The organism is Micromonospora sp. NPDC005291, assembly GCF_040607415.1.
In the GTDB taxonomy this organism is placed as follows: Bacteria; Actinomycetota; Actinomycetes; order Mycobacteriales; family Micromonosporaceae; genus Micromonospora.
The window spans coordinates 67,447-83,577 of sequence record NZ_JBEXGR010000016.1 but is presented as its reverse complement, the minus strand read 5'-3'; the positions used below and the strand labels follow the sequence as shown (position 1 = coordinate 83,577).

Here is a 16,131-nt window from a genome sequence, read left to right as displayed (position 1 = left end):
GCCGGCCTGGGTAGCCTGAGGCCATGATCTTCATTACCGCCAAGTTCCGGGTCCTGCCCGAGCACGCCGACCGGTGGCCGCAGATCGCCGCCGCGTTCACCGAGGCGACCCGGGCCGAGCCCGGCTGCCTGTGGTTCGACTGGTCTCGCAGCGTGGACGACCCGACCGAGTACGTGCTGGTCGAGGCGTTCCGTGACGACCAGGCCGGTGGGGCCCACGTGCAGTCGGCCCACTTCCGCACGGCCCAGGAGACTCTGCCGCCGCACCTGGCCGAGACCCCGCGCATCGTGAACGCCACCGTGCCGCAGGAGGACTGGTCGCTGCTCGGCGAGATGGCCGTCACCGACAGCCGCTGACCGACGCTGGCGCGCTCTGTCGACCGCCGGCACGTGCTTGTCGACCCGCCGTCAGCGGAGCCGTCGGGCGGTGAACCGGGCCGGCGGGTCGGCGATCACGTCCTGGGCCGCGATCAACTGGATCTCCCGGGTGCCCGCCGCGAGGGTCGCCTCAAGGATGGCGAAGACAGAGGCGATGGTGCGTTCCAGCGCGGTCGCGGGTGAGCCGGTCGTCCACAGATGCGCGAGGTACAGCGCCGCGGTGACGTCGCCCCCGCCGTTGGGGTTGATCGGCAGCAACGGCGTGGTCACCGCCCAGGCGCCCTCGTCCGAGACGGCCACCACCTCCAGCGCGCCCGAGGGCACGTCGCCATGGAGCACGCTGGTGACCAGGACGTGCCGCGGCCCGGTCGCGCGGACGGCGTCGACCGCGTCGAGCACCTCGGTCAGCGAGTTCGTCGTACGGCCGGCGAGGAAGTCGAGCTCGAAGTGGTTCGGCGTGATGATGTCCGCGCGCGGCACGACGGTGTCCCGCAGGTACTCCGGGATGCCGGGACGGACGAACATCCCGCGACCGGCGTCGCCCATCACCGGGTCGCAGCAGTACACCGCGGCCGGGTTGGCCGCCTTGACCTTCTGCACCGCCTCCAGGATCACGGCGCCCACTGCCGGGTCGCCCTGGTAGCCGGACAGCACCGCGTCGGCGCTGCCGAGGACTCCCCGGTCCTCGATGCCCGCGATCACCTCGGCCACGTCGGCCGCCGGCAGCACCGGCCCGCGCCACGCGCCGTATCCGGTGTGGTTGGAGAAGTGCACCGTCAGGACCGGCCAGACCTCGTGCCCGAGCCGCTGCAGGGGAAAGGCCGCCGCCGAGTTGCCGACGTGACCGTAGGCGACCGACGACTGGATGGACAGGATCTTCACCGGCTCATCATGGCCGTTCCGCCAGGCGCCGCACGCGCGGCCCGCCGTTTCTGTCGGGTGGCCCACTCGGCGCTCACCGTCGGTGACGGCACGAGCGGACGGCCCGGACATCGTCGTCCGGGCCGCCCGACCGGTCGTACGGTCAGCCGCCGAGGCTCGCCGCGGCCGAGGCGATCGTCGAGGCGAAGTAGCTCACCTGGGTGTAGACGCCCGGGTAGTTGGGTCGGGCGCAGCCGTTGCCCCAGCTGACGATGCCGACCTGGACCCAGGCGTTGGCGGCGTCGCGGCGGAACATCGGGCCTCCCGAGTCACCCTGACAGGTGTCCGTACCGCCGCTGGCGTAGCCGGCGCAGATCTCCTGGGCGGGGATGAGATCGCCGCCATAGTTCGAGTTGCAGGTGGAGTCGCTGACGAACGGTACGTTGGCCTTGAGCAGGTACCGCTGCTGCGCGCCACCCTCGCGGGCGGCGCCCCAGCCGGCGACCGTGAAGGTGCCACTGTCGTAGGCGGTCGTGTTGGCGATCTTCAGCGTGCTCAGCCCGGTGACGGGGGTGGCCAGCCGGATCAGCGCCCAGTCCCGGCCATTGCCGTTGTAGCCGGGAGCCCGGTAGACGTAGTTCGACCGGACGGTGATCCGGCTGGACGACTGGAGGTCGACGGTCCCGAGCGTCGCGGTGATGCTGGTGTTGGTGCCGGTGGCACCCACGCAGTGTGCCGCGGTGAGCACCAGCCGGGCGCTGTACAGGGCCCCGCCGCACCCCATCGAGAGCCGCACCATGAACGGGAACTCGCCCTGGGTGGCGCGGGTGCCGCCCACGACGTTCGGCGTCACGGGGTTGTCGGCCGCGGCGGCCGGCGCGGCGAGAGAGAGGCTGGCCGCAGTCACCACGGTCACCGCGGTGGCCAACAGGCCAGTGAGGGTACGCCAGCGAACCATGCATTCCTCCGCATCAGGATGGCACGCCTCGTGAGCGCACCTGATTCAAGATTGCGGCAATCATATTGAGATCAATGGATTGGGTACGACATCCTCTCTTGGTCCTACCACCGGCGCTATGGATCCCGAGCGGTGCGTCGAATGACCCCGCCGGCGACTGACCGTCACCCGCCCGGGGTGCCGGTGCTCTCGCGGCGGATGAGTCGGAACGGCGTCTGCACGGTCAGCGGCGCCGCGACCTCCACGCCCTCGATGCGGGCGATGAGGCGGCGCACCGCGAGGCTGCCGATCTCCCTCTTGTCCGGTGCGATCGTGGTGAGGGTCGGGGTGCTGAACCGTCCCTCCTCAATGTCGTCAATCCCGACCACCGCGACGTCCTCCGGCACCCGGTGACCGGCCTCGATCAACGCCCGCAGCGCGCCGATGGCGACCATGTCGTTGTAGCCGAATACCGCGTCCGGGGGATCGCCGAGGGCAAGCAGGTCACGCATGGCCCGCTTGCCGTCCAGGCGGCCGAACGCATCGGTGCGGGCGACCAGCCGCGGGCGGTACGGCAGGCCGGCGGCGGCCAGGGCCTCCCGGTAGCCGCGTACACGCAGGTGCGCCGACTGCCGGTCACCGCCCGGAGTGGCGCCGATGAACGCTATCCGGCGGCGGCCGATCGCCACGAGATGCTGGATCGCCGCATGGCTGGCGGCCACGTTGTCGATGGCGATGTGATCGTGCGGCACGTCGTAGACGCCCTCGCCGATCAGCACGAGCGGACTGTCGGCGGTCCGGGCGAGCACCTCCTTCCTGCCGATCCGCACCGGACTGAGGATCAGGCCGTCGATGATGTGCCGCCGGGAGCCGTCGAGGAGCGCCAGCTCCGCCTCCCGGTCCGCGGCGGTGTTCTCCATGACGAGCGTGTAGCCGAGCCCGGCGGCCTCGGAGATGGCGATCTCGGCGAGCTCGGCGAAGTAGGGATTGTTCAGTTCCGGAATGGCCAGGGCGATCAGGCCGGTACGCCCCCGCCGAAGGTGCCGGGCGCCGAGGTTGGGGCTGTACCCGAGTTCGTCGACCGCCTGCTGCACGCGCTGCCGGGTCCGCTCCCCCACCGGTCGGTACCCGTTGACCACGTTCGAGACCGTGGCCAGCGACACGCCGGCGCGTTCGGCTATGTCCTTCAGGCTGACGCCCATCCACCGACCCTTCGCGAAGCCGACTGGCGAACGGGAAAGACATTGACAGACAAGGATTGACGGAAGGCCCGGCCCACCTCTATAACGTTATAGAGGTGGTGATGGATGTCAATCACACCGATTGGTTGATCACGGGAATTCCACCGACATCCGTCGATGACGCCCGTCCCTCGTCACGCGACCACCCGATGCCCACCGCCAACGCGCTTCGGGCCCGGCTGCACCGCCCGCGGCGACTCGCCCCCCGGAGACGGCATGACACGACAGGTCCCCATCCGCCCCGCCCTGCCTCTGCTGCTCATCCTCGCCCTGGTCGCCGGCCTGCTCGCCGCACCCACCCGACCGGCACAGGCCGCCCCACCCAAGACGCCGCCACTGACCACCCCCTGGACCAGCCAGGCGCTGGTTGGCACACCACTGCCGGAGTACCCGCGACCGCAGATGACCCGGCCGGACTGGCTCAATCTCAACGGCGAGTGGCAGCTACGCCAGTCCGCCACCGACGACGCCCCGCAGTTCGGCACCAACCTGCCCGAGCGGGTCAACGTGCCCTTCCCGGTGGAGAGCGCACTGTCCGGCATCCAACGGGCGGCCAACGACAACCGCAACTACCTGTTCTACCGGCGCACCGTCACCATCCCGCCGAACTGGTCGGGCCGGCGGACCCTGCTGCACTTCGGGGCGGTCGACTGGCAGAGCACCGTCTGGGTCAACGGCGTCCGGGTCGGTGCGCACACCGGCGGCTACGACGCCTTCACCTTCGACGTGACCCCCCAACTCGCCGCCGGAGCCAACGAGATCGTCGTGAAGGTCTGGGACCCCACCGACACCCGGCAGAACGGCAGCCTGCCTCCCATCGGCAAGCAGACCAAGCAGCCTGGCGGAATCTTCTACACCCCCAGCTCGGGCATCTGGCAGACGGTGTGGATGGAGCCGGTGCCCACGGCTTCCATCAGCAGCGTGGACGTCTATCCGAACCTCGCCAACAACACCCTGCGGGTCCGGGTCTTCACCCGGGGCGACGTGAGCGGCCACAGCGTGCTCGCCGAGGCGCTGAACGGAAGCAGCGTCGTCGGCTCGTCCACCGGCGGCTTTACCGACTTCAGTGTGCCGGTGCCCAACGCTCGTCGCTGGTCACCCGACGACCCGTTCCTCTACAACCTCCGGGTGACCCTCCGCAACGCCAGCGCTGCCACCGTGGACCGGACCACGCACTACTTCGGCATGCGTGAGATCACCACCGGCCTGGTGAACGGGGTGCTGCGCCCCAAGCTCAACGGGCAGTTCGTGTTCCAGGTCGGCACCCTCGACCAGGGCTACTGGCCAGACGGGCTGTACACCGCGCCGACCGACGCCGCCCTCGCCTTCGACCTGCAGAAGCACAAGGATCTCGGCTTCAACATGGTGCGCAAGCACATCAAGGTCGAACCGCAGCGCTGGTTCTACCACGCGGACCGGCTCGGGCTGCTGGTCTGGCAGGACATCCCGTCGATGACCGCGCAGGACATCAACCCCACGGACGCCCAGCAGGCACAGTTCGAGACCGAGGCACGCGAGATCGTCGACGAGCACCGCAGCTCCCCCGCCGTCGTCGCGTACACGCCCTACAACGAGGGTTGGGGTGAGCGAGCACTGGCCGACACCCGCCGGGTCGCGCAGAACATCAAGAACCAGGATCCGACCCGTCTGGTCAACCCGCACAGCGGCCACAACTGCTGTCAGTCCCTCGGCAACCCCGGCAACGGTGACATCGACGACTGGCACGTCTACCTCGGACCGGACTCGCCCGCGCCGTCGAGCAGCCGGATCGCGGTGCTCGGCGAGTTCGGCGGCCTGGGCCTGCACACGCCGGGCCACGAGCACAGCCCGAACGGCCAGTTCTTCGCCTACGAGTGGCAGGCCAACTCGACCGCGCTCACGGACCGGTACGTGGGGCTGGTGCAGGGCAGCCAGAACCTGATGCTCGGCAAGGGACTCAGCGCCTCGGTCTACACCGAGATCACCGACCTGGAGGGCGAGCTGAACGGCTTCCTCACCTACGACCGGCAGGTGGTCAAGATGGATCAGGCGCGGGTGCGCGCCGCCAACACCGCCCTCATCAACGCCTCGAAGACCATCGGCAGCGCGGCGCCCGTCGCCCTGCCGGTCAACACCCGACGGTCGTTGCAGGTGACCACGCCCGGCTACACCAACCGGTACCTGCGCCATCAGGACAGCCTGGCCTACACCGAGGTGGTCGACGGCGCCAGTTCCAGCCTGCTCAAGGCCGACGCCACGTACACGGTGCGGCCCGGCCTGGCCGACACCGGCTGCTACTCGTTCGAGTCGGTCAACTTTCCCGGGCAGTACCTGCGTCATCAGAACTCCCGGGTCCGCAACTCCCCGAATGACGGCTCCGCGCTCACCCGCGCCGACGCCACGTGGTGCGCCCGGGTCGGACTGACCGGCACGGGCGTGTCGCTGGAGTCGTACAACTTCCGGGGTAAGTACCTGCGGCACTACAACTCGGAGGTCTGGCTCAGCAACGGCGTTGGCGGCGACGCGTACAACACGCCGGCGTCGTGGGCCGCCGACAGCACCTGGAACATCGCCGCCCCGTGGGCGCCCTGACCGGTCAGGGTCGTCAGGACAGCAACGACGCGGGGGGTTCCGGCCCGGGCCGGAACCCCCCGCGTCAGCGTCGGCGTCGGCGTCGGCCGACCCTCGCTTCCATTATCTGGGGGACGATCCGATGTACCGTCACCTGCTGCCCCAGGGGTCGTTTCTCGGGTCATGAGGGAAATGCGGCAACTGACGGCAAGGAGCGAGCCGCAAGTTGCATCTGGCCGAGTTCAGCTGTGCGCGGCACCACACAATTACGTCACTTTTGAAATAGACGGCCGCCAATCTTGACTTGTGCGGTCGGCCAGCGCACCGTGATGAGCCAGAGGCAGGTGCGCGCCATTGTCGGCCCCGACCGACGTGGCTCGCCGAATAGGGGCGCTGCCGGTTTCGCGCCGCGTGCATCAGGAGGCGTTCCGTGCGGTTGAATCCGTTCACCGGGGTTTATCTCACCGATCCGGCAAGTATCTGGCGACGCATTCTCGACGACCCCGACGGGGTGCACTACGCCGAGGATCTGGGCCTGTGGTTGATCAGCAGGCACGCACACGTCCGGCGCGCGCTCGCCGACGCCGCGACGTTCGCCAACGCCCTCACCCTCGCTCCGGTCTACGAGGTGTGCCCGGAGGCCTTGAGTGTGATCATGCAGATGGACGTGCCGCCCACCACGGCCGCCGCGGACCCTCCGGTGCACCCCCGCACCCGCCGGGCTCTACGAGCGACCTTCGCGAACACCCCCGACCGGGTCGAGGCCGAGTACGGCGCGATCGTCCGCCGCCGGGTCGACCAACTGGTGTCCCGGCTCGTCGCCCGCCAGGGCGACCAGGTCGACCTCCTCCCGGAATTCGCCACCGAACTCCCCCTGCTGGTGGTTCTGGACATCCTCGGGGTGCCGGACGCCGACGTCGGCCGGATCCGGACTTGGGCGGACGGCCAGATCGCCCTCATCTGGGGGCAGCCAGACCCGGCCGAGCAGGTACGCCTGGCACAGGACCTGCTGGAGTTCTGGCGCTACTGCCATGAGCTTGTCCGCCAGCGGGTGGACCATGGGCACCACGGCGACGACTTCATCAGCCGGGCTCTGGCCTACCGCGACGACGATGACGCCGTGCTGACGGTGCCCGAGGTGGCGAGCATGGCCTTCAACCTCCTGGTCGCCGGTCACGAGACCACCGCCGGGCTGCTCGCCCACGCCCTCGACCAGGCGCTGTCCAGTCCCCAGCGATGGCCGGCGATCGCTGCGGACCCCCAGACCGTCCCCGCGTTCGTGGCCGAGACGCTGCGGTTCGCGCCGGCCATCGACGGCTGGCTGCGGGTGACCCGCCGGGACGTCACCCTGGGAGAGGTGACCATCCCCGCGGGGGCGCGCTGCCTGCTGTTGATCGGAGCGGCGAACCGGGACCCCGCGGTCTTCGCCCACCCGGACACGTTCGACCCGCACCGGTCCGACGTGACCGATCACCTGTCGTTCGGTCACGGCCCCCATTTCTGTATCGGCGCGGCGTTGGCACGGCTCGAGGCCGGAATCGCCCTCACCCGACTCGCCGCCGCCATTCCCGGCCTACGACTGGCACCCGTGCCACATCGTTCCTACAAACCCAATGTTGCATTTCGCGCGCACCACAGACTTCTCGCGGAAATCGATGTCATGGCGCCGGACGACGGCCCGGCGGCGCGGGACGCGGCGAGCGCCGAGGTGCAGGCCGCCTGATCGTGTGCGCCAGCGGAGCTGGCCTGGGACTGAGCGGGGTGTCGGGCGGGTCGGCGCGAGCCACCGCCCCGGGCGCCCACAACAGATCCGGGCGCGCACCCTCCACGCTATCGCTTGTGATCCACCTCGGCAAACGTCTTCACACCCATCACGTCGAGGGTTAAGAATTGCCCCCTATGAATGCCACGGCCATCGTTCGGTCTCAATCTGAGTCCGCTGCTGATTTCCCGTTGCCACGAAGGTGAGCACATGGAGCACACGTCCCCGTCGAGCTCTGCTCGCGCCGCCGCCAGCCAGCGGTTCCGGTGGGAACTGCGCAGCTGCCGGGTCCGACGGGGCCTGACCCAGCGGGCCCTGGCGGATCTGGTGCGGTTCAGCCGGGAGACTGTCGCGGCGGTGGAGTCGGGTCGACGGTTCGGTAGTCACGAGTTCGCGGTGCGCTGCGACGACGTGCTGAGCACAGGCGGCCAACTGGCGGCACTGTGGCCGCAGGTCGCGGCCGAGCAGTTGGCGGCCGACGGTCGCCGGGGCCCCCGCGCCCCGGAGCCGGCCGGGCTGGATCGGCCTGCGCCGCGTCAGCGCGACGCGCGCGACCCGGGCGCCGTGGTGGACGCCATCGACGAACTGCGCGAGCTGATCGGCCAGGTACTCAACGGCCAGCCCGACCCGGACGACCGGAACCCGGCGGCCGGGCCCCTCGACGACCAGCGCTGACCTCGCCAATTCCGGTCAACCCTGCGGCGTGACCGGCTGCTGACGCTGGGTACAGATGCTGGTACGGGCAGTTTGTACCACGGCCAGGTCTGGTCTCCGGGCGCGGCTTCCGGCGGAATGGGACTTGCATTCGGCAACGTGCGGATAGACCGTCATCGACGAGTCGTGGGAGTCAATCTTGGCGTCGAGCACCAGGTCCCACGCGGCCCGACCCTACCCGACCCGCCGACGCGGTTGGAAGATAGCGAGCCGGATGCGGCTCATCGTCGCGGCACCGCTCGTCGCCGTGATCGGCTTCGCCGGTCTCGCGCTGACCGAGAGCGCACGCCAGACAGCCCGCGCCAGTGACCTGCAGATCCTGGCACAGGTCGGTGCCGAGGCGGGTGATCTGGCCTACCGGCTGCAACGTGAGCGCATCGCCGCCGCCGACCTGCTCACCTACTCCGCGCCGGAGCAGCAGGACGCCTTCGGCGCGGAGATGGCCGCCACCGACGATGCCGTCACGCGCTACCGCCGCCAGCGTGACCGACTGTCCGCCGACGCCGACGCCAACCGGGCCCTCCTGCGCCGCATCGACGCGGCCCTGGACAGCCTTCCCCCGCTGCGCACCCAGGTGCGTACGGCGACGCACGCCTCGGTGTCGGCGATGACCTTCAGCTACCGGATCGCGATCGCCGACCTGATCAACTTCCGGGAGAACGTCGCGCACGGCGTGGTGGACGCCCAGCTCGCCGACGGGATCCGGGCTTCGGCCGCGCTGTCGAAGACGGCAGAGGCTCTCGGTCAGCAGCAGGTTGCCGTGCTCCGCGCTGTCGCCGGCGGCGAGCTGACCCCGGCCATGCAGCAGGACATCACCGCCGCGCGTACCAGCTACACGGAGTCGAGCCTGTCGTTCCTGGCCCTGGCCCCGCCCGACTGGAGCATCTGGTGGGAGCAGGCCGGCACCGGCAAGGAGGCGCTCGCCCTGCAACGGATGCAGGACGAGGTGTCCCGGGCCCAGCCGGGGTCGCGGCTGCAACTGGAGACCGTCGGCTGGGTGTCCACCACACAGGCGCGCGCCGCACGCCTGGCCGAGCTGCGAGGGCGGGTCGACGTCGCGGTCCTGAACGACGTCCGGGCCGCGCACGCCGACCAGCGGCGCCGGGCCGTGGCCGAGGCGGTCGGGGTCCTCCTGGCACTCGTGCTGACCGCGCTGGTGACCTGGGCCGTCGCCCGGCAGATCACCCGCCGGCTGCGTCGTCTGCGGGACGCGGCCAACGCCGTGGCTTTCGAACAGCTACCCGCCGTGGTGGCCCAGCTCCAACAGCCGGGCAGCGCCGCCGTCGACCCGCACAAGCTGGCCCGTGAGCAGTCCACCGCCGCCCTCGAACCGTCCAGCGACGACGAGATCGGCGAGCTGGGCCAGGCGTTCAGCGCCGTGCACCAGGCCGCCGTGCGAACAGCCGCCGAGCAGGCCGTCATGCGCGCCAACACCGCCGACATCTTCATCCACCTGAGCCGCCGCGAACAGCGACTGGTCGACGCCGTCCTGGCCCAGGTCGACCTGGTCGAGCGGGACGAGACCGACCCCGACCGCCTCCACCAGCTGTACACGCTGGACAACCTGGCGACCCGGATGGGACGCATCAACGCCAGCCTGCTGGTGCTCGGTGGCGTCGGCGTCGGTCGCGTACGCCAGCACGACGTCCCTCTGCAACAGGTGCTCCAGGCGGCGCTGTCCCAGATCGAGCACTACGCGCGGATCCGGCTCGGCATGATCGACGGAGACGTCGCCGTCGCGGCCAAGACCGTCGACGAGGTCGTGCACCTGCTCGCCGAACTCATGGACAACGCGACGACGTACGCGCCGCCGGGCAGCGAGACATGGGTGAGCGGCCGGAGCCTGGGTGACCGCGTCATCGTCCAGATCAGCGACGAGGGCGTGGGGCTGTCCCCGCAGCGGATGCAGCAGCTCAACGAGCTGCTGGCCCGCCCACCGGCCATCGACGTGGCAGCCGTACGGGCGATGGGGCTCGTCGTCGTGGGCCAGCTCGCGGCCCGGCTGGGGGCCACCGTCCACCTGCGACACGGCCCCCGGCGCGGCATCCTCGCCGAGGCGACGCTGCCCGCCGCGATAATCCGGTCGCTGCCACCGGAGGAGTACCTGCTCGCACCCGGTCGGTTGTCGCGGCGCGCGGCCCGTACGGCCAGCCCGCCACCGCCGTACCAGCCGCGTCCCCAGCCCACCGCCGGGCGCCCCCCGGGCGAGCGGACCCTGCCGGCGGCGCCGGTTTTCCGACCGGCTCCCCCACCCCCCGACCGGGGTAACGCGCCCACCGAGGAGCTGCTCATCTTCGAACAGGTCAACCACTGGTTCCACACCGATGTCGTCGACGGCGAGGACGGCCAGGCGTGGTCCAGCCCGGCTGACAACGCCTGGCGCACCGCCGCCCAGGCGACCACCCCCGAGGTCGCCACGACCACCACGTCGGGCCTGCCCAAACGGCAGCCGCAACGGCATCTCGTACCCGGCGGCGTCACCGTGCCCCAACAGCAGCGATCCGAGTACCGCGACCCGGCACAGGTGGCGACGGCGATGGCCGCGTACGCGCGCGGTGTGGCGACCCGACGGCGCACCCCGATCGACCTCGGCAACAAATGACGCGACAGGAGAGCACATGAGCGACCAACAGGATCTCGGCTGGCTGCTGGACAGCTTCGCCGCGCGCGCGACCGAGGTCAGCCATGCGATCGCCATCTCCGCCGACGGCCTGATGGTGGCCGCCACCCGTGACCTGCCGCCGGACCGGGCCGACCAGTTGGCCGCGACGGGCAGCGGGCTGGTCAGCCTGCTGCGGGGCGCGGCGGCCTTCTTCGACGCCGGCGCGGTGATCTCCAACGTCACACAGCTCGAAGGCGGGTTCATGTTCTCGATGGCCTTCAACGACGGCGCCTCACTGCTGGTGCTCGCCGCACCCGAGTGTGACGTCGGCAAGGTCTCCTACGAGATGACCGAGCTGGCCAACCGCATCGGGGACGCGCTGACCCCTGCGGCCCGAGCGGCACTCGCCCGCAGCCGCTGACAATCCCGGCCCCCCCACGCCGGAAACCCCACCCTTCCCCTGGAGAAACACATGTCACTCACCACCCCTCGGCGCAGCTATGCCCTCACCGCGACACTGCTCGCGCTCGTGCTGGGCGTCGGCACGGCCTGCGGCGACGACGGGCCCGGCACGAGCGCCGGCGGTTCGATAAAGATCGGCCTGCTCGCGTCGCTGTCCGGCACGTACCAGGCCGTCGGTACGGAGATCCGCGACGGCTTCCAGCTCTACCTGGACACCCACGACGGCAAGCTCGGCGGTCGACAGGTCGACCTCGTCGTCGCGGACGAGGGCAACGGCGCCCAGACCGCAGTGCCGGCGGCGACCAAACTGCTCAAGCAGGACCGCGTGGTCGCGCTCACGGGCATCGTCGGTGGCGGTTCGGTCGCCGGGGTCACCCCCCTGCTCAACGAGACCAAGGTGCCACTCGTCGGCTCCAACGGCCGACCGGAGCTGAAGGACGTCTCCCGGGTCTGGCACACCTCGTATCTCTCCGACGAGCCCGGGGCGGCGATCGCCCAGCACGTCCGCGACAACGTGCAGGGCTCGGTGTACGCGATCGGCCCGGACTACCAGGGCGGCTGGGACGAGTTGCGCGGCTTCACCGACGCGTTCGCCAAGGTCGGCGGGAAGCTCGCCAACTCCGACGGCAAGACCACCTTCACCCCGTTCCCGGCCACCACCAACTTCACCCCGTACTTCGCCCGGATCAAGGCCTCCGGCGCGTCGGCGGTCTACACCTTCTACGCCGGCAGTGCCGCCGTCGACTTCGTCAAGCAGTACGCGCAGTCCGAGATCAAGGACGTCCCGTTGTACGCGGCCGGGTTCCTCACCGAAGGCGGCGTGCTCAACGCGCAGGGCGAGGCCGCCCGGGACATCTACTCGGTGCTCAACTACTCGCCCGACCTCGACAACGCCGAGAACCGCGCGTTCGTGGCGGCGTGGAAGGCGAAGCACGACGGTTCCCCGACCACGTACGCGCTCGCCTCGTACGACGCGGCGGCGGTGCTGGACCGGGCAATCGGAGCCGCCGGGAGCGACCCGACTCCGGAGGGCATCAACGCGGCCATCGGTCAGCTCGGCCAGATCGCCAGCCCGCGCGGCACCTGGCAGTTCTCCACCACCACGCACTCCCCGGTGCAGAAGTGGTACCTGCGGCAGGTCCGCCAGGACGGCCGGGCGCTGTCCAACACCGTCGTGGGTGACCTCGCGACCGTCGGCCGATGATCGCGGTGGCGGCCGGCACGAACCGGATCGACCCGTACCTGATCCCGGCGTTGGACGGTGTCGCCTACGGGCTGCTCGTCTTCGTCGCCGCGTCGGGCCTGGTCTTCTGTTTCGGCGTCGCCAACATCCTCAACCTGGCGCACGGCCTGCTCTACGCGATCGGCGGGTACACCGCCGCGGCGCTGCTCGACGGCGGCTGGGCGAGTCTGGCGTTGGCGCTGGCGGTGGGTGTGCTGGCCGCCGCCGCCGCGGGTGTGCTGCTGGCGGGCCTGCTCACGCCGGTCGCCACCGGTAACCACCTCACGCAGGCGCTGCTGACCTTCGGGGTGGCGCTGGCCGGCGGCAGCCTGCTCGTCGCTGGTTTCGGACCCGACGACCCACGGGTCCAGGTGCCCGCCGCCCTGGACGGGTCGGTGGTGGTCGCCGGCCACCGCTATGCCGCGTACCGGTTGGTCTTCATCGTCGTCGCGGCGGCGATCGCCACCGTGCTCTACCTCGTGGTGCGGCGCACCAGGGCCGGGATGCTGGTCCGGGCGGCCGTGGACGACGCGGAGATGGTCGCCTGTCTGGGCGTGAGTCCCGCGCGGATCCGGGCCGGTGTGCTCGCCGCCGCCGGTGCGCTGGCTGGCGCGGCCGGAGTCCTGGGCGCGCCCATCATCGGTCCCGGCACGGACACCGCCGACACCGTGCTGTTGCTGTCCCTGGTGGTCGTGGTCCTCGGTGGCCTCGGGTCCATGGCCGGCACCCTGCTCGCCGCACTCGCGATCGGCGAGATCCAGACGTTGGGGGTGGCGCTGCTGCCGTCCGCCGCGCCGTTCCTGCTGTTCGCCGCCATGGCGGCCGTGCTGGCCGTGCGGGCCCGTGGCCTCGCCAGCAGGTGGGGGGCGACATGAGGGACGAGGTGATCCGGCGAGGACGGGGTGCGGTCGCGGCACTCGTCCTGGCCGGCCTGATCGTGGCGCCCTGGGTGGTCGACGACTACACCACGGCGATCCTCGCCCGGACGTTGGCGCTGGCCCTGGTCGGGGTGAGCGTGGCGCTGCTCACCGGCGTCGCCGGCATGCCCACCCTCGGCCAGACCGCACCGTACGCGGCGGGCGCCTACGGCTGCGCCGTGCTGGGGAGCCGGATCTCCGACGTCGGCGTCGTGCAGCTCGCCGTCGCGGCGGGCGCGGGGGCGGTGCTGGCTGCGCTGACCGTGCCGCTCGTCGTCCACGCCCGCGGGGTGATCGTCTTGATGATCACCCTGGCCATCGGCGAACTCGTCGTGACCGTCCTCGGCCGTTGGCGGTCGGTGACCGGTGGTACGGACGGGCTGGCCGGCATCGCCCCGGTCCGCCCGTTCTGGGGGCTGCCGGTCCTGGCCAGCGACCAGGCGCGCTATCTGTACACCCTGGTCGTCGTGGCCACGGTGGTCGGCGCGGTGCTGTTGCTGCTGCGTACCCGGGCCGGGCTGCTGCTGCGTGCCGGCCGGGACGACGAGACGCGACTGCGCGCCAGCGGCCATCGGGTGCCGCTGTACCTGTCCGGCGCGCACATCGCCGCCGGGGCGATAGCCGGCGCCGCCGGCTCGCTGTTGGTCGTCGACCAGCAGTACATCTCGCCCGCCGACTTCGGCTTCGACACGTCCGCCCTGCTGCTGCTGGGTGTCGTCATCGGTGGCACGGCCTCGGTCGGCGGCGCCCTGGTGGGCGCGGCGCTGGTCATCGCCGTCCGGGACTGGCTGTTCGGGGTGCTGCCCGGCCACGCGCCGCTGGTGCTGGGCGCGCTGTTCGTGGCGACGGTCTACCTGCTGCCCACCGGCGTCAACCGGGCACGGAACAGGTGGCGACCGCCGAGCGCCCCGCCGAGCCAGGCGGACGCGCCACCCGCCCGTGACCACGCCTCGGTCCCGGAGCTACAACGATGACCTGCCTGCTCAGCGCCCAGGACGTCAGCGTGCGGTACGGCTCGCTCGCCGCGCTCGCCGGAGTGGACCTGTGCGTCCACGATGGTCAGCGGCACGCGCTGATCGGCCCCAACGGAGCCGGCAAGACGACCCTGCTCAACGTGATCGGCGGGTCCACGAAGCCGCAGCGCGGAACGGTGCGGTTCGCCGGACGGGACGTCAGTCGGCTCGGCCCGGCGGCGCGGGCGCGACGGGGCATCAACCGGATACACCAACGACCCGCGGTCTTTCCGACGCTCACCGCGACGGAGAACGTCGTGGTGGCCGCGCTGCCGCGAGTCATTCCCCGCCGCAGGTGGTGGCCGGGCGGACGCCGGCCCACCGCGCGACACCGGGCGGGCCCGCTGCTGGATCAGATGGGCCTCGCCGACGTCGCGGCGGTGCCTGCGGGGCACCTCGCACACGGGCAACGTCGCCAGTTGGAGATCGCGATGGCCCTTGCCGGTCGCCCCCGCCTGCTGCTGCTCGACGAACCGGCGGCCGGGCTGTCCGCCATCGAGGTCGGCCGGCTGGTCGAGCTGCTCCGCGAGCTACCCAGGGAGGTCGCCGTGTTACTTGTCGAACATCGACTGGACCTGGTGTACGCCCTGTCCGACACGGTCACCGTGCTCCGCGACGGTCAGACGTTGGCCGCCGGCACGCCGGACGAGATCCGTACCTCGCCGCTCGTGCGGCAGGCCTACGCCGACGGGGTGGCCTGATGCTGTGTGTGGATCGCCTCTGCGCCGGCTACGCCGGAGGGAAGGTGCTGCACGAGGTCAGCCTGCGGGTGCGCCCCGGCAGCATCCAGGCCGTGGTGGGTCGCAACGGGGCGGGCAAGAGCACGCTCGTGCACACGATCGCCGGGCTGGTACGAGCCTCCAGTGGTCACATCGAGATCGGCGGCGTGCACGTGGCCGGCCGGCAACCGCATCGCATCGCCCAGTCCGGCGTCGGTCTCGTCCCGCAGGGCCGGCGGGTCTTCTCCCGGCTGACCGTGGCCGAGCACCTGGTCCTGGCGGCCGCGCCGTGGCGGGCCGCCACCCCCGGCGGCGAGGGCTGGACGGTGGCCCGGACCCTCGAACTACTGCCGAGGCTGGCGGTGCGGCTGCGACACCGCGGCTGCGAACTCTCCGGCGGCGAGCAGCAGATGCTGGCGATAGCCCGTGCGCTCCTCGGCCAACCACGGGTGCTGCTGCTCGACGAACCGTGTGAGGGCCTCTCGCCCGACCTGGCGGCGCGGGTCCGTGAGCTCGTCAGTGGCCTCGCCGCAGACGGGTTGACCGTGCTGCTCGTGGAGCAGCAGCTTCAGCATGCGATCGAGATCGCGGACCGGGTGGCGGTGCTGGAGTACGGCCGGGTGATCTACGACCGACCGACGGCCGAGGCCCGCGTCGATCCGGCCCCACTGGCGGCGATGTTGAGCGTCGCCGCCGTCCCGCCACCCCCTACCAGCCGACCAGGCCCTCGACTCTGGGCCGACACCCCGTAGTC

The 16,131-nt window shown here is 71.1% G+C and carries 14 protein-coding genes; 11 read left to right on the top strand and 3 right to left on the bottom strand.

The window, feature by feature from the left end; genetic code table 11:
* Positions 1-23: 23 nt before the first annotated feature.
* Positions 24-356, top strand: coding sequence for a putative quinol monooxygenase (locus ABZT18_RS21415; protein ID WP_354997160.1), 333 nt, complete (start codon positions 24-26; stop codon positions 354-356).
* Between the two features lie 51 nt (positions 357-407).
* Here ABZT18_RS21415 and pdxY read toward each other — a convergent pair whose 3' ends face one another.
* The 3 genes from pdxY to ABZT18_RS21400 form a co-directional block, all read right to left on the bottom strand.
* On the bottom strand, positions 408-1,259 hold the full coding sequence (gene pdxY, locus ABZT18_RS21410) for a pyridoxal kinase PdxY (protein ID WP_355252275.1): 852 nt from the start codon (positions 1,257-1,259) through the stop codon (positions 408-410).
* Between the two features lie 142 nt (positions 1,260-1,401).
* Positions 1,402-2,196, bottom strand: a complete 795-nt coding sequence (locus ABZT18_RS21405) for a serine protease (RefSeq protein WP_354997158.1) — start codon at positions 2,194-2,196, stop codon at positions 1,402-1,404.
* 164 nt (positions 2,197-2,360) lie between these two features.
* Positions 2,361-3,377, bottom strand: coding sequence for a LacI family DNA-binding transcriptional regulator (locus ABZT18_RS21400; RefSeq protein ID WP_355252272.1), 1,017 nt, complete (start codon positions 3,375-3,377; stop codon positions 2,361-2,363).
* A gap of 255 nt (positions 3,378-3,632) precedes the next feature.
* On the opposite strand from ABZT18_RS21400, the gene ABZT18_RS21395 reads away from it, so the two are divergent.
* The 10 genes from ABZT18_RS21395 (at position 3,633) to ABZT18_RS21350 (ending at position 16,129) form a co-directional block, all read left to right on the top strand.
* Entirely contained in the window at positions 3,633-5,987 is a 2,355-nt protein-coding gene (locus ABZT18_RS21395; RefSeq protein ID WP_355252269.1) for an AbfB domain-containing protein, read from the top strand.
* A 409-nt stretch (positions 5,988-6,396) separates the two neighbouring features.
* Entirely contained in the window at positions 6,397-7,689 is a 1,293-nt protein-coding gene (locus tag ABZT18_RS21390; RefSeq protein ID WP_354997155.1) for a cytochrome P450, read from the top strand.
* A gap of 249 nt (positions 7,690-7,938) precedes the next feature.
* A complete protein-coding gene (locus tag ABZT18_RS21385) occupies positions 7,939-8,403 on the top strand; it encodes a helix-turn-helix transcriptional regulator (protein ID WP_354997154.1) in 465 nt (154 codons plus the stop codon).
* A 253-nt stretch (positions 8,404-8,656) separates the two neighbouring features.
* A complete protein-coding gene (locus ABZT18_RS21380) occupies positions 8,657-11,044 on the top strand; it encodes a nitrate- and nitrite sensing domain-containing protein (protein ID WP_354997153.1) in 2,388 nt (795 codons plus the stop codon).
* 16 nt (positions 11,045-11,060) lie between these two features.
* Positions 11,061-11,465 carry a roadblock/LC7 domain-containing protein gene (locus tag ABZT18_RS21375; RefSeq protein ID WP_354997152.1) on the top strand — a complete coding sequence of 135 codons (405 nt, stop codon included), beginning with the start codon at positions 11,061-11,063 and terminating at the stop codon, positions 11,463-11,465.
* Between the two features lie 51 nt (positions 11,466-11,516).
* Positions 11,517-12,710, top strand: a complete 1,194-nt coding sequence (locus ABZT18_RS21370) for an ABC transporter substrate-binding protein (protein ID WP_354997151.1) — start codon at positions 11,517-11,519, stop codon at positions 12,708-12,710.
* Positions 12,707-13,603 carry a branched-chain amino acid ABC transporter permease gene (locus ABZT18_RS21365; RefSeq protein ID WP_354997150.1) on the top strand — a complete coding sequence of 299 codons (897 nt, stop codon included), beginning with the start codon at positions 12,707-12,709 and terminating at the stop codon, positions 13,601-13,603. The genes ABZT18_RS21370 and ABZT18_RS21365 overlap by 4 nt, the downstream gene beginning before the upstream one ends.
* On the top strand, positions 13,600-14,619 hold the full coding sequence (locus ABZT18_RS21360) for a branched-chain amino acid ABC transporter permease (RefSeq protein ID WP_354997149.1): 1,020 nt from the start codon (positions 13,600-13,602) through the stop codon (positions 14,617-14,619). Before ABZT18_RS21365 ends, ABZT18_RS21360 begins: the two co-directional genes overlap by 4 nt.
* Positions 14,616-15,359, top strand: coding sequence for an ABC transporter ATP-binding protein (locus ABZT18_RS21355; protein ID WP_354997148.1), 744 nt, complete (start codon positions 14,616-14,618; stop codon positions 15,357-15,359). The genes ABZT18_RS21360 and ABZT18_RS21355 overlap by 4 nt, the downstream gene beginning before the upstream one ends.
* Positions 15,359-16,129 (top strand): ABC transporter ATP-binding protein, encoded by a 771-nt coding sequence (locus ABZT18_RS21350; RefSeq protein WP_354997147.1) that lies wholly within the window; start codon positions 15,359-15,361, stop codon positions 16,127-16,129. Before ABZT18_RS21355 ends, ABZT18_RS21350 begins: the two co-directional genes overlap by 1 nt.
* The last annotated feature ends 2 nt before the right edge of the window (positions 16,130-16,131 follow it).

Excerpts from the sequence above, each read along its gene's own strand:
- ABZT18_RS21380 (WP_354997153.1), top strand. The coding sequence starts at position 8,657 with ATGCGGCTCATCGTCGCGGCACCGCTCGTCGCCGTGATCGGCTTCGCC.
- ABZT18_RS21375 (WP_354997152.1), top strand. The coding sequence starts at position 11,061 with ATGAGCGACCAACAGGATCTCGGCTGGCTGCTGGACAGCTTCGCCGCG.
- ABZT18_RS21415 (WP_354997160.1), top strand. The coding sequence starts at position 24 with ATGATCTTCATTACCGCCAAGTTCCGGGTCCTGCCCGAGCACGCCGAC.
- ABZT18_RS21385 (WP_354997154.1), top strand. The coding sequence starts at position 7,939 with ATGGAGCACACGTCCCCGTCGAGCTCTGCTCGCGCCGCCGCCAGCCAG.
- ABZT18_RS21365 (WP_354997150.1), top strand. The coding sequence starts at position 12,707 with ATGATCGCGGTGGCGGCCGGCACGAACCGGATCGACCCGTACCTGATC.
- ABZT18_RS21395 (WP_355252269.1), top strand. The coding sequence starts at position 3,633 with ATGACACGACAGGTCCCCATCCGCCCCGCCCTGCCTCTGCTGCTCATC.
- ABZT18_RS21360 (WP_354997149.1), top strand. The coding sequence starts at position 13,600 with ATGAGGGACGAGGTGATCCGGCGAGGACGGGGTGCGGTCGCGGCACTC.
- ABZT18_RS21370 (WP_354997151.1), top strand. The coding sequence starts at position 11,517 with ATGTCACTCACCACCCCTCGGCGCAGCTATGCCCTCACCGCGACACTG.
- ABZT18_RS21350 (WP_354997147.1), top strand. The coding sequence starts at position 15,359 with ATGCTGTGTGTGGATCGCCTCTGCGCCGGCTACGCCGGAGGGAAGGTG.
- ABZT18_RS21405 (WP_354997158.1), bottom strand. The coding sequence starts at position 2,196 with ATGGTTCGCTGGCGTACCCTCACTGGCCTGTTGGCCACCGCGGTGACC.
- ABZT18_RS21355 (WP_354997148.1), top strand. The coding sequence starts at position 14,616 with ATGACCTGCCTGCTCAGCGCCCAGGACGTCAGCGTGCGGTACGGCTCG.
- ABZT18_RS21400 (WP_355252272.1), bottom strand. The coding sequence starts at position 3,377 with ATGGGCGTCAGCCTGAAGGACATAGCCGAACGCGCCGGCGTGTCGCTG.